The organism is Deinococcus radiophilus, assembly GCF_020889625.1.
Lineage (GTDB): Bacteria > Deinococcota > Deinococci > Deinococcales > Deinococcaceae > Deinococcus > Deinococcus radiophilus.
Genome location: NZ_CP086380.1, coordinates 2,022,501 through 2,035,000 on the forward strand (window position 1 = coordinate 2,022,501; position 12,500 = coordinate 2,035,000).

The following is a 12,500-nucleotide window of genomic DNA, read 5'->3' on the forward strand; positions in this document are numbered from 1 at the left end:
GGACATGCGGCGGCCCTGCCCAATGGTGTGCGCCTGTTTCAGTCCGATCTGCTCCAGCCGGAGCAGTTGACCCAGGCCCTGGCCGAGATACAGGCTGACGCGGTCATTCATTTCGCCGCCCGCATAGAGGTGGGCGAGAGCATGTGTGAACCGCTGGCCTACTACCGCAACAACGTGGTAGGTAGCCTAAACTTGCTGCAAGCCATTCAAGAAACAGGTCGCCGCATCCCGCTGGTATTTTCCAGCACAGCCGCGGTTTACGGAACGACCGACGCGGTACCGATTCCCGAAGATGCCCCGCTGCGCCCCGAGAGTGTCTATGGTCAGACCAAGCGCATGACCGAGGACATGATCCACGCCGCGCACGCCGCCTATGGGCAGCCCTACACAGTGCTGCGGTATTTCAATGTTTGCGGGGCCAGCCCGGAAGGGGATATCGGTGAAGCGCATTCCAGCCAGACCCACCTGATTGAGCTGGCCTGCCTGACGGCACTGGGCAAGCGGCCCAAGATGATGGTCTTCGGCACCGATTACCCCACGCCCGACGGAACGTGTATCCGCGACTATGTGCATGTGCAGGACTTGGCAGATGCGCATGTGCTGGCCGTAGGTGCCTTGTTGGATGGACGACACGACGCAGCCACCTACAACGTGGGCCTGGGGCATGGCTTCAGCGTGCGCGAGGTGCTGGATATGGTGGATGAGGTGGTCGGTGTGCGGCTCCTCCGCGAGGAAGCCGAGCGGCGCCCCGGTGATCCGCCCCAGCTGGTGGCCGACGCTTCACGTATCCGCGCTGAGTTGGGCTTTGAGCCTCAGTTTCCTGAGTTGCGGCAGATGGTTGGGATGGCCTGGATGTGGCACCGTACCCATCCGAACGGGTTCGAGTTCTAAATATCCAGTAGAACGGGGCCTAGACGATGTTCGCCTAGGCCCCTGGTTTATTAAGTTGGCTTCATCCTGGCAAGTGATCCCAGACCATCCGGACTTCTTGCAGCTCACTGTCTAGCTTCTCGCCGGCCTCTCTGGCGCCCTGAGAGGCGTACCACTGACGAGTGGGATTGGTTGCCAGGACCCAGAGGGCCAAATTGGTGCCGCCTTTCTTCTGGACCTGACAGATGACAGCGCGCAAAAGCCTCTTTCCAACGCCCTGCCCCTGGCTTTCGCGCAAGCTGTAGAGAGTCATCAGTTCATGGGTGTAGCCAGGATGATCGCGGGCTGGGCCGACCGAAGCGAAAGCGATAATTTTTCCGTCCTGCTCGGCTATGAAGACTGCTTCCTGGCCCCACTCTATGGTGGTCTGCCAGCCTTGTTCTCGGCGCTGGCGGGCGCCTCCATTGGTGGCCCGTTCCAGGAAATCAGGCGAAAGCAGGCCGGTATACGTCTCGCGCCAGCTCTGGGTATGTACGCCAGCCAATGCAGGGGCGTCGGCCAGAGTGGCCCGGCAATGAGAGGAGCGCTCATAGGTCAGTATAATGGGCGCCAGTAGACGGACTACCCCAGGTCGCGCAGTTGCTCGTAAAGTCGGCGTTGCTCCTCGCTGAGGTCTTTGGGCACGGTGACATTCAGCCGCACATACAGGTCGCCCTTGCCGCCGCTCTTCTTGGGCCAGCCCTGGCCGCGCAGGCGCATGCGGCGGCCCCCGCTGCTGCCCGCGGGCACGTTCAGCTTGCCGCTACCGGTCAGGGTCTGCACGGTGACTTCGCCGCCCAGCGCGGCGACCGGGGCTGGCACATCTACGCTGGTGGTCAGGTCGTCGCCGTCCAGGTCAAAGCGGCCATCTTCCAGCACGCGGATGGTCAGCAGTACGTCACCGCCGCCCGGTCCTTGCCCGGCCAGGCGTAGGCGTGAGCCGTCGCGGGTTCCGGCAGGCACGCGCAGGCTGAGGCGTTTGCCGTCGACATTGATGATCTCGTCGGAGCCTTCGTAGGCTTCGCGCAGCGAGACTTGTAACTCGCCTTCCACATTCTGCACGAAGCGGCGTCCACCGCCAGTGCCCGCACCGCCCATCCCAGCACCACCCATGCCGCCGAACAGGTCCTCAATGCTGATCGGCGTACCGTCAGGGGCAGTAAAGCCGCCACGCCCGCCGCCAGCGCCACCGACCCGGCCACCGAACATCTCCTGAAAAAAGTCGGAGAACTGGCTGGGATCAAAGCCGCCAAAGTCGCTGCCCTGAAAACCGCCGCCGGGATAGCCGCCTGGCGGAACCTGCCCGGTGTGGCCGTACTGGTCGTACAGTTTGCGTTTGTCGGAGTCGCTCAGCACCGCGTAGGCTTCGCCAATCTCTTTGAAGCGCTCGGCGGCGCTGTCGTCTCCGGCGTTCTTGTCGGGGTGATACTTCTTGGCCAGCCGGCGGTAGGCCGATTTGATGTCTGCTTCCGAAGCGCTGCGACTGACGCCCAGGACTTCGTAGTAATCCTTGTAAGCCATATGACCTCCTGTCGGTCGGTGTTTAAGGGTCTAGGAGCCTGAGGGGCGCAGGGTGTGCCGTCAGCTCAGCTTGTTGACGAACGCTTTCAGGCCATAAGCGTAGGCGATATCCAGGGCCGTGTGACCACGTGAGTCGCTGGCCTGTGGGTCCGCGCCGTGTGACAGCAGCAGGTCCAGCATGGCCGTACTCGGAGCGCGGGTCTGAGTGCGGTAGGCCTGACCTTCCGCATCTACCGTGTGCAGCAGTGGTAGCCAGTAGCGGGAGTCGCTGACGTCGGCACCACGCCGGAGCAGCTCGCGAACAAAAGCCGGGTCAGCGCCTTGCTCTATCGCCTGATTGAGGAGCGGTAGCGCCTCAGAGTCCGGCCAGAAGTTGACATCCTCAAGTTGGGCCAGCAGCTCCAGCAACCTATCCGCTTCTACGCCGTGCCGCAGCGCCCACGCCAGCGCCTGATGACGTTTGGTCTGGCTCAGGCTGTCTGCGTCCAGCGAAGCTCCAGCTTTCAGCGCGGCAATCAGCGGATTCTGCCGCTCGCGGTGGCTTAGGCGAACATATTCTTCTTCCACCCGTTCCCGCGCCCAGTCGGTACGCCGCAGAAACTTCAGACTGCTGCTGACGCTGGGATTGCTCTGAAAGCACTTCACAGGGACGCGCCGGGCGAGTTCTTCCCAACCGTATTCGGCCTGTAGATGCGTGACAATGTCCTTGAGGGACACGCCGTGTAGCGCATCCTGCCCAGTTGGACGGTCGTCCCAGACTGCTGCGCTCACTTCTCAGCCTTTCTGGCTAACAACCACGCGGGCCGGACGTACGCAGCGGTCACCCATCCGGAAGCCCAGTTCATAGGTTTGTACGATCATGCCGTCTTCGCCTTCAATCACCTGAATGGCTTCGTGGTAGGTGGGATCAAAAGCTTCTCCCTCCTGGCCGGTCGGCTCCAGGCCCAGGCCCGCAAAGATGCCCAGCACCTTGCTCTGCACGGCTTGCATCCCCGGAATCAGCTTGCTGGGGTCTTCGCTGCCCATGCTCAGCGCGCGGGCGATGTCGTCGTAGACCGGCATCAGGGCTTCGGCCGCTTTGCTTATGCCTTTGCTCTGGGCGTCGCTCACGTCCTGCGCGGTGCGGGTGCGGTAGCCCTCGAAGTCAGCGGCCAAGCGGCCCAGACGGTTTTTCAGGTCGGCATTTTCCTGCTCCAGTTCGTCGGCACGCTGACCTTTTTGCAGCTGGCCCATCATTTCCTGCACTTGGGCCATCATGTTCTCGTCCATCTCCGGAAAGCCTTCGGGCATCTGGAAATCTTCCGGGAAGTCGTCAGGCAGATCGCTGCGGCGCGCCGTCACATCGGCGTTGGCATTTTGCAGGCCGTCGGCACCGTCGAATTGGATGTTCTCGGTCTGCTGCTCGCCCTGGGGCTGGTCATTACGCTGGTCGTCGGTCATTTCAGGCTCCTTTTTCTTACCAAAGGGGTTGGAGAAGTTGGAAAACATAGGTGCAGCATAGAGGCTCAGGCGGTATCAAAAGGGGAGGGCGGGCCATTGAGCCACTGCCCCCCCTTCATAACTACGGGATTACTTGTTGTCGTCAGCGGGCTGGAAGTCGGCGTCGATCACGTCGTCATCCTGCCGGGGAACGTCGGCCTGAGCTTCGGTTGTGCCGGCCTGGGCCTGGCTGTTCTGGGTCATGAAGTTCCGCAGTTCTTCTTCCAGACGGCCCTGTACTTCGGCAATTTTGGCGTCGTCGTCGCTGCTGACGGCCTGCTCGGCTTCATCGGCCACGGCCTTGAGGCGGTCCTTGGCGTCCTGAGGAGCTTGTTCATTCTCCTCGATCTGCTGCAGAGCCTGCACGCGCATGGAATCCAGTCCGTTGCGCTTCTCGACGCGCTCCTTGCGGGCCTTGTCGGCTTCGGCGTTCTGCTCGGCTTCCTGCACCATGCGCTCCACATCGCCCTTGTCCAGCGTGGTGGTGTTCTCGATACGGATGCTGGACTCTTTACCGGTGGTCTTTTCCTTGGCGGTGACGTGCAGAATACCGTTGGTGTCAATGTCGAAGGTCACTTCAATCTGGGCCTGTCCGGCGCGCATGGGCGGGATGCCTTCCAGCTTGAAGCGGCCCAGGCTCTTGTTGTCAGCGGCCATCGGGCGCTCACCTTGCAGCACGTTGATTTCCACGCCGGGTTGGTTGTTCTCGGCGGTGGTGTAGATCTCGGTCTTCTTGGCCGGAACGGTGGTGTTGCGGGTAATCATCGGGGCGATCATGCCACCTTTGACCTCCACGCCCAGCGTCAGCGGGGTCACGTCCACCAGGACGATGTCGCCCAGGTTGGAATCGCCCTGAATGATGCCGGCCTGCACGGCGGCACCGAGTGCCACGGCTTCGTCGGGGTTGACCGACTCGTTGGGTTCCTTGCCAGTGATGTCCTTGACGATGCGCTTGACGGCGGGGATGCGGGTGCTGCCGCCCACCAGAATCACTTCGTCGATCCGGCTGGCGTCCAGTCCGGCGTCCTTGAGGGCCTGCTCCACCGGCTGACGCACACGCTTGAGCAGATCACTGGTCAGTTCCTCGAACTTGGCGCGGCTCAGTGAGCGCTCCAGGTGCAGGGGGGTGCGGGTTTCAGGATCGAAGGTGATGAAAGGCAGGCTGATGCTGGTTTCAGAAGCGTTCGACAGCTCGATCTTGGCTTTTTCAGCGGCTTCGATCAGGCGCTGCAGGGCCTGCTTGTCTTTACGCAGATCGAAATTGTGCTCTTTTTCGAACTCGCTGGCCAGCCAGTCCACCAAGCGCTGGTCGAAGTCGGCGCCGCCCAGTGCGGTGTCGCCGGAGGTGCTCTTCACTTCGAACACGCCGTCGCCCAGCTCCAAGATGGTCACGTCGAACGTACCGCCGCCCAGGTCGAACACCAGGACAGTTTCGTCTTCTTTGCGCTCCAGGCCGTAGGCCAGTGCAGCGGCGGTGGGCTCGTTGATGACGCGCAGCACGTTCAGTCCGGCAATTTCACCGGCCTGCTTGGTGGCTTCACGCTGGGAATTGTCGAAGTAGGCGGGCACGGTAATCACGGCGTCGGTGATCTTCTGACCCATCTTGGCGCTGGCGTCCTGCACCAATTTACGCAGCACTTCGGCGCTCACCTGTTCAGGTGCCAGGTCTTTGCCGTTGGCCTCAATCCGGACGCTGCCGCCGGAGCCTTCCTTGACAGTAAAGGGGCTGCGGGCCGCTTCTTCCTTGACTTCGTCCCAGCGGCGGCCAATAAAGCGCTTGACTTCAAACAGGGTGGCGGCAGGGTTCAGCGCGGCCTGACGGCGGGCAATTTGACCTACCAGGCGCTCGTCACCCTTATAGGCGACGACCGAAGGGGTGGTGCGGTTGCCTTCAGCGTTGACGATCACTTCAGGGCGTCCGCCTTCCATCGCGGCGATCACGGAGTTGGTGGTTCCTAGGTCAATTCCTACTGCTTTAGCCATGTCATATCTCCTTTGAGCTGATCTTGCTTGAGGGATCTCCGGCTTGAATTTCGGCTATAGCCGCCTTCAGCCTTGTTGATACTTTCCCCAGCATAGAGACACAATCATCTAGTGTCAATAGACTTGAGTGTATTACGCTCAACTTTGCCATTCAGGGACGCTTAAGGTTTGGTGGCTGTGGAGGCGGTGGCATGGTGTGGCCGTAGGCCGGAATATTTACAGTCTGCTGCCCGCCCACTGAAGTAAACTGACCCATGGATTCCAGCCCACTGAAACGCTCTTGGCGGTGGCTGCTGGGGGGAGTGGTGGTGGCTGCGCTGCTCACTCTGGCACTGTCTTCGCCGGGGCCGAAGGAAATGCCGCTGAGTGATTTCACGGACCACCTGTCGGCACGGCGAATTGAGCAGGTACAGCTCCGGCCCGACGGTGACACACTGGAGTTGCGCGGCAAGTTGGTCGGCGGTGAGCGTTTCCTGACCCGCACGTTGCCGGGTGATCCTTTGCTGTCGTTTTCTGAGCTGGAGAGCCGTGGAGTAGATACCACGTACTTGCCCCCTTCGGGATTCAGCTGGCTGAGCGCATTTAGTTGGCTGCTGACCCTTCTGCTGATCGGTGTCCTGCTGTATATGCTGCTGCGCTCACGACAGATGGGGAACGGTGACTCGGCGGCCACTGCCTTCGGCAAAAGCCGGGCCAATGTCGTGAACATAGAGAAAGTCGGCGTGACTTTTGCCGACGTAGCGGGCTGTGATGAGGCCAAACAGGACCTGCAGGAAGTCGTCGATTTCCTCCGTCAGCCTGAAAAGTACCGCGCCCTGAGCCCGTATTCCCCACGGCCTCTTGCTGGTCGGCCCGCCTGGTTCCGGTAAGACCCTCCTCGCCAAAGCGGTCGCCGGCGAAGCCGGCGTCCCCTACTTCTCCATCTCCGGCTCCGACTTTGTCGAAATGTTCGTCGGTGTCGGCGCTGCCCGCGTCCGGGACCTCTTTGAACAGGCCCGCAAAAGTGCGCCCTGCATCATCTTTATGGACGAAATCGACGCGGTAGGCCGCAAGCGTGGCCTGAACCTGCAAGGCGGGAACGATGAGCGGGAACAGACCCTCAATGGGCTGCTGGTGGAGATGGACGGCTTCCGGGGCGAGGCCACCGAGGAGGGACGCGACATTATTGTCCTGGCAGCGACCAACCGCCCGGATGTATTGGACGCCGCTTTGCTGCGTCCCGGCCGCTTTGACCGTCAGGTGGTGGTGGACGCCCCGGACGCTGCTGGCCGGGAGCGAATCCTCCGGATTCACTCCCGGACCAAACCGCTGGATGTGGGGGTGGATTTGAGCCTGATCGCCCGGCGCACAGCAGGGATGGTGGGGGCAGACCTGGAAAACCTGCTGAATGAAGCGGCGTTGCTGGCGGCGCGTCAGGGGCGCGGCCGGATTCTGATGGGAGACATTGACGAGGCGCGGGACCGGGTATTGATGGGGCCAGAACGGCGGAGCCTGGTGATTCAGGAAGCAGACCGCCGTATCACCGCCTATCACGAGGTCGGCCATGCGCTGGCGGCACAACTTCTCCCCCATGCCGACAAAGCCCATAAGTTGACCATCGTGCCGCGTGGGCGGGCGCTGGGCGCGGCGCTGTACACCCCCGAAGACCGCCTTCATCTCAGCCGCAGTGCCATGCTGGATCACCTCTGTGTAGCACTGGCCGGACACGCTGCCGAAGAAGTGGCGGTGGGCGAAGTCACCACTGGGGCGGCCAATGACTTTCAGCAGGCCACCAGCTTGGCGCGGCGGATGGTCACCGAGTGGGGCATGAGTGAAGTGGGTCCGCTGGCCTTGGCTGATGAAGCGGGCGGGTACCTGGGTTATGGTTCACAGCCCACCACTTACAGCGACCAGACGGCCGAAGCCATTGATCAAGCTGTCTCCGAGCTGCTGAATACGCAGTACCGCCGTGCTGCTGATTTGCTTACGGAACATCTGCATCTCCTGCACCGTCTGACCGATGCCTTGCTGGCCCGTGAGTCCCTGACCGGCGATGAACTGGCCCAGCTGGTCCAGGGTGGCAGCTTGCCCGCATTGAAGGCTGGTGCTGAAACTCAGCCTGAGGCTGCCCCCCGGCTGCATCCCAAGCTGGCTTAGGACAAATTCACCCATCACCGTGGTACCTAAGTCGGGTGTCATCCACTGCTGACCGTTGAACAGCAGTTTACAGTCAGTCCAGACAGTCAGTCCAGGCCCTGAGAACAGTCGCACACGTTCTGACGCGTTAGGATTGGACCGTCGCTGTATGAGTGTGCTGGTTGACTGGGTAGGCCTGACCCCGCTGCCACACCGGCCCACTGGGCGGACCACTCCAATCTGACGTTCAGGCCTTGAGTCATCACCGCCCAAGGGAGGGATTTATGACCACATCTTCAGTTCGTACTGTCTTTGACCGTCTCGGGCCTGAGTATTCACCGCTGGATGCTGGGACGCGAGCAGTGGTAGCCCAGTTTCTTTTTGTTCACTTGGATGAATATGGGGATAGCCTGGCCGATATTCAGGCCTGCCTTGATTACGCCGAGGAGCGTGGCGGGGCCGTATTTGCCGCCTACGACGGCGATGAGTTGCTGGGTGCGTCCATTACCAACCGTACGGGAATGCAAGGTTTTATTCCGGAAAATATCCTGGTGTACATCGCCGTACACGCCGATGCGCGCGGCAAAGGCGTAGGCAAGAGCCTGATGGAAGCCATCACGAGCGCTCTGGATGGCTCGATTGCCCTGCATGTGGAGCCGCAGAATCCAGCCAAGGCGCTGTACGAGAAATACGGCTTTACCAACAAGTACCTTGAGATGCGCCTGACCCGCTGATGGCCTATATCACCCTCAACCGCGACAAGTTACGCCGCAACTATGACCACCTCCAGGGCCTATTTGCTGAACGTGATATCGAGTGGGGCGTCGTGACCAAGCTCTTTTGCGGCAATGAGCTGTTTATCTCCGAGGTGTTGCGTCTAGGGGTCCGTGAGGTGCTGGATTCACGGATCAGCAATCTCAAGGTGATCAAGGAACTGTGCCCCGAAGCGCAGACGGTGTATATCAAGCCACCGGCCTGGGACTACATCCCCGATCTGGTGCAGTGGGCCGATGTGAGTTTCAATACTGAACTGGAAACCTTGCAGCGCATCTCTGACGAGGCGGTGCGGCAAGACAAGGTTCACAAGGTCATCATCATGATCGAGATGGGTGATCTGCGGGAAGGGGTGATGCGGAGCGACCTGGCCGAGTTCTATAGTCAGGTATTCGGCCTCCCTCACCTGGAGGTCATTGGAATTGGCACCAATCTGAACTGCCTGAGTGGCGTGATGCCCAGCGAGGACAAGCTGATTCAGCTGGGCCTCTATAAAACTATTCTGGAGCTGCAAAATGAGGTGAAGATTCCCTGGGTCAGCGCGGGCACCACCGTGACTATTCCGCTGCTTAAGTACGGTCAGCTGCCGGCCAGCGTGAATCACTTCCGGGTCGGTGAGGCGCTGTATTTTGGCGCTGATCTATTTGAGGGCCAGACCTTTGACGGCATGCATGACGACGTGCTGGAGCTGCATGCCCAAGTGATCGAGCTGTCCGAAAAACCCATGACGCCTTCCGGGCCACTGGGTAAGAATCCTTTCGGCGTAACGGCGCAGAGTGACTATGAACAGGGAGCCACCGCCTACCGTGCCATTTTGGACGTGGGCTACTTGGACGTTTCGCCGCAGTACCTGATTCTGGAAGACGAAGCGCTGGGCGTGTTGGACGCCAGCTCGGACATGTTGGTCCTGGATGCGGGTGCCAACCATGCCGGGCTAAAGGTGGGCGATCATGTGTGCTTCAAGTTGAAATACATGGGGGCCTTGCACTTGATGAACTCGGCCTATATAGACAAGGTGGTAGTCAACGATGCCGGAGAGCGCCTCGCCGAGCAAAAGGCCATGGCCCGCGACTGAGCCGCAGCCCGTGAGGCTTAAGCTGTGCCGCTCAGCCATGCCACAACATCCGCCGCTGACTGCTCATCCGTCAGGGCGCCAATCCCCTCTCCGGCCCACAAGCTAAGCCGTTCAGGGCGGTGTTGGCGAACAGCTTTGGTGCGACTGGGTCAGGGCATTTTGTGCCAGATACCAGATAGGGGAGCGCTGATGTTACGGCGCGGAGGTGCTGGCTTCATGGACCAATAGAAAGGGGGTGCCGCACTGCGCGGCTACCGCGCCTGCCTGAAGCACCGCTTGCACGTCTTGCGGAGTCATCAGGCCACCTGAGGCGAGCAAAGGCACATCGGTTCTTGTCTGGACCGCTTGCAGCAGAGTCAGCGTGAGCTGTCGGGTATCTTCCAACTGCCCCGATGGCCTCCGTCGGCGAGTCCCTATACCACCAGGGCATCGGGGTGGAGGGCAGCAGCAGCCTGCGCCCCGCGCACACTGGTTCCTGTCATCTACAGCTGACTGCCCAGTGCCCGGATCTGGCCAACAGCCGCCTCCGAAGGGCCTCGGCCAGTGCGGGGCCGCGCAAATAGCCTGCTCCCAGCCCACCCACTTCGCTCACGCCTGCGGCCAAGGCATGGGAGGCTGACTCCGGCCATCGGGGCCTGCACGATAGGGGTGGTCAGGTTCAGACGGGCCAAGGAATTGGGGGCCATGCCGCAGTGTAGATGTTTGATTTATATTTCCCCCGACATTGTCAGGTAACGCGGGTTACGGGGTGGGGGGCCTTCTTAAACTGCCTCTATGACCAAACCAACTTGGACCAAAGACGGTTATACCAAGCCCGCTGACAGCGATCTGCGCACCCGGCTGACCCCGGAGCAGTACCAGGTGACCCAGCATGAGGGGACCGAGCGGGCCTTTACTGGCGAGTACTGGGACACTGAAGAAGAGGGGATCTACGTGGATGTGGTGTCGGGTGAGCCGCTGTTCAGCTCCCGCGACAAGTACGACGCTGGCTGTGGCTGGCCCAGCTTTACCCGGCCCATCGCCTCGCTCACCGAAAAGACCGATTTCAAGCTGATGTATCCGCGTACTGAAGTCCGTTCACAGGTGGCCGATTCGCATCTGGGTCACGTCTTCTCTGATGGTCCTCAGGATCAGGGTGGACTGCGTTACTGTATCAACTCGGCGGCGCTGCGCTTTATTCCGCTGAGCGAGTTGGACGCTGAAGGTTACGGCGCTTACAGCGAACTGTTCCGATAAGGGAAGTCTGTTGCACTAGGCTGGGAACTGACCTGACCTGGTGCGCGTATGACAAAGAAGACACGGGGTACGCTTCTCTGGATGCCGACGTATCTGGATGTCGCGGCCCCGCTCTTTATCCCAAAAGGAGAACACTGCACATGACTGACCGTTCTGATCTGCCCGACCTGATTCCTCCCGCGCCTGTTCTGGAAGCTCCGGCTCCGGTTCCTATCATTGCCCCCGAACAGGGTGATGAGATGGTCAAACTGAACGAGGCCGACAAATTGGCGTTACAGCAAAAGGCTGAGCAGTTTGTGACTGGACTGCTGCGTGGTGACAGCCAGAGCCTGAACTTTACTGAGGGTACCCGCTCCCTGCACAATCTGGGACAGGAGGAAATCCGTAAGGCTTCCAGCGTGAGTAGCCGCCTGATGGAGCGGCCCATGGCCACCCAGAAAGGTCTCAAGGAGGGGGAAGGGGGCAAGGTTGCCAGTGGTCTGCTGGATCTGCGCCGAACCATTGAAGACCTAGACCCGTCGCGCTCCAACCGGCTGGGGGCACGCAAGTTACTGGGGATCATTCCTTTTGGCCGTAAGGCCGAGGGCTATTTCCAGAAGTATCAGTCTTCACAGGCGCATCTGAACGCCATCCTGAACACGCTTTATAAGGGTCAGGACGAACTGCGTAAGGACAACGCTTCTATTGAGCAGGAGAAGGTCAATCTCTGGGAGCTGATGCACAAGCTCCGCGAATATGTGCAGCTGTCACGGGCTATTGATGCCGACCTCACGGCCCGGTTGCCTGCCCTGCAAGCCCGTGATCCTGAAATGGCACGTGTGGTGCAAGAAGAACTGTTGTTCGCGGTACGTCAGCGCACCACCGATTTACTGACGCAACTGGCCGTCAGCGTGCAGGGCTACATGGCGCTGGACCTGGTACGCCGCAACAACCTAGAGCTGATCAAAGGGGTAGACCGCGCCACCACCACCACCGTAAGTGCGCTGCGAACAGCTGTGATCGTGTCGCAGGCCCTGAGTAATCAGAAATTGGTGCTGGATCAGATTACTGCGCTGAACTCGACGACCACCGGCATGATCGAAGCCACCTCGTCTATGCTGCGCCAGCAAGGTGCTCAGATTCAGCAACAGGCCAGTACCGCCACCATTGATGTGGCCCGTCTGCAGGCCGCATTCGACAATATCTATGCCGCACTGGATGACGTGAGCCAGTATCGGATGCGGGCGCTGGACTCGTTTGCACAGACCACTCAGGCGCTGGAGCAGCAAGTCAACAGTGCCAATCATTATCTGGACCGTGAGCGCCGCGTACTGGACAGTGATTTGCCCAGGCAGCTCAGTGCTCCAGCGGCTGAAGTGGACCTGAAGCTTTAAAGCAGCCACAGTTTCGGGCTGAAATCAGAAGCGCC

At 60.5% G+C, this 12,500-nt stretch carries 12 protein-coding genes and 1 pseudogene (1 of these 13 only partly in view); 6 read left to right on the forward strand and 7 right to left on the reverse strand.

All coding sequences use genetic code 11. The features are described 5' to 3' along the window. A protein-coding gene (gene galE, locus LMT64_RS10185; RefSeq protein ID WP_126353502.1) for a UDP-glucose 4-epimerase GalE crosses the window boundary here: on the forward strand, positions 1-891 show its 3' portion. It extends 105 nt beyond the left edge of the window; only the last 891 of its 996 coding nucleotides appear in the window; its start codon lies beyond the left edge, outside the window; its stop codon occupies positions 889-891. A 61-nt stretch (positions 892-952) separates the two neighbouring features. Here the strand turns inward: galE and LMT64_RS10190 are convergent, their stop codons facing one another. From LMT64_RS10190 to dnaK, 5 genes are all read right to left on the reverse strand, one after another. Beyond that, entirely contained in the window at positions 953-1,414 is a 462-nt protein-coding gene (locus LMT64_RS10190; protein ID WP_229253210.1) for a GNAT family N-acetyltransferase, read from the reverse strand. A gap of 77 nt (positions 1,415-1,491) precedes the next feature. After that, entirely contained in the window at positions 1,492-2,430 is a 939-nt protein-coding gene (locus tag LMT64_RS10195) for a DnaJ C-terminal domain-containing protein (RefSeq protein ID WP_126353498.1), read from the reverse strand. Between the two features lie 60 nt (positions 2,431-2,490). Further along, positions 2,491-3,201, reverse strand: a complete 711-nt coding sequence (locus tag LMT64_RS10200) for a VF530 family DNA-binding protein (protein ID WP_126353496.1) — start codon at positions 3,199-3,201, stop codon at positions 2,491-2,493. Between the two features lie 3 nt (positions 3,202-3,204). After that, positions 3,205-3,918 carry a nucleotide exchange factor GrpE gene (locus LMT64_RS10205; protein ID WP_229253211.1) on the reverse strand — a complete coding sequence of 238 codons (714 nt, stop codon included), beginning with the start codon at positions 3,916-3,918 and terminating at the stop codon, positions 3,205-3,207. 81 nt (positions 3,919-3,999) lie between these two features. Next, a complete protein-coding gene (dnaK, locus tag LMT64_RS10210) occupies positions 4,000-5,892 on the reverse strand; it encodes a molecular chaperone DnaK (RefSeq protein WP_229253212.1) in 1,893 nt (630 codons plus the stop codon). 254 nt (positions 5,893-6,146) lie between these two features. Here dnaK and ftsH point away from each other — a divergent pair. The 3 genes and pseudogenes from ftsH to LMT64_RS10225 all read left to right on the forward strand — a co-directional run bounded on the left by ftsH (position 6,147) and on the right by LMT64_RS10225 (position 9,856). Beyond that, positions 6,147-8,028: pseudogene (gene ftsH, locus LMT64_RS10215) on the forward strand (ATP-dependent zinc metalloprotease FtsH). A 263-nt stretch (positions 8,029-8,291) separates the two neighbouring features. Next, on the forward strand, positions 8,292-8,741 hold the full coding sequence (locus LMT64_RS10220; protein ID WP_126353632.1) for a GNAT family N-acetyltransferase: 450 nt from the start codon (positions 8,292-8,294) through the stop codon (positions 8,739-8,741). Then, positions 8,741-9,856, forward strand: a complete 1,116-nt coding sequence (locus LMT64_RS10225) for an alanine racemase (protein ID WP_126353630.1) — start codon at positions 8,741-8,743, stop codon at positions 9,854-9,856. The genes LMT64_RS10220 and LMT64_RS10225 overlap by 1 nt, the downstream gene beginning before the upstream one ends. Before the next feature lie 192 nt (positions 9,857-10,048). Here LMT64_RS10225 and LMT64_RS10230 read toward each other — a convergent pair whose 3' ends face one another. Together LMT64_RS10230 and LMT64_RS10235 are read right to left on the reverse strand one after the other, a co-directional pair. Next, positions 10,049-10,240 (reverse strand): nitronate monooxygenase, encoded by a 192-nt coding sequence (locus LMT64_RS10230; protein WP_170166070.1) that lies wholly within the window; start codon positions 10,238-10,240, stop codon positions 10,049-10,051. Positions 10,241-10,338: 98 nt separating this feature from the next. After that, positions 10,339-10,542, reverse strand: coding sequence for a hypothetical protein (locus LMT64_RS10235; protein WP_170166069.1), 204 nt, complete (start codon positions 10,540-10,542; stop codon positions 10,339-10,341). 88 nt (positions 10,543-10,630) lie between these two features. Between LMT64_RS10235 and msrB the strand changes: the two genes are divergently transcribed. Then, positions 10,631-11,092, forward strand: a complete 462-nt coding sequence (msrB, locus tag LMT64_RS10240) for a peptide-methionine (R)-S-oxide reductase MsrB (protein WP_126353626.1) — start codon at positions 10,631-10,633, stop codon at positions 11,090-11,092. 140 nt (positions 11,093-11,232) lie between these two features. Further along, positions 11,233-12,465, forward strand: a complete 1,233-nt coding sequence (locus LMT64_RS10245; RefSeq protein ID WP_126353624.1) for a toxic anion resistance protein — start codon at positions 11,233-11,235, stop codon at positions 12,463-12,465. Positions 12,466-12,500: the final 35 nt, after the last annotated feature.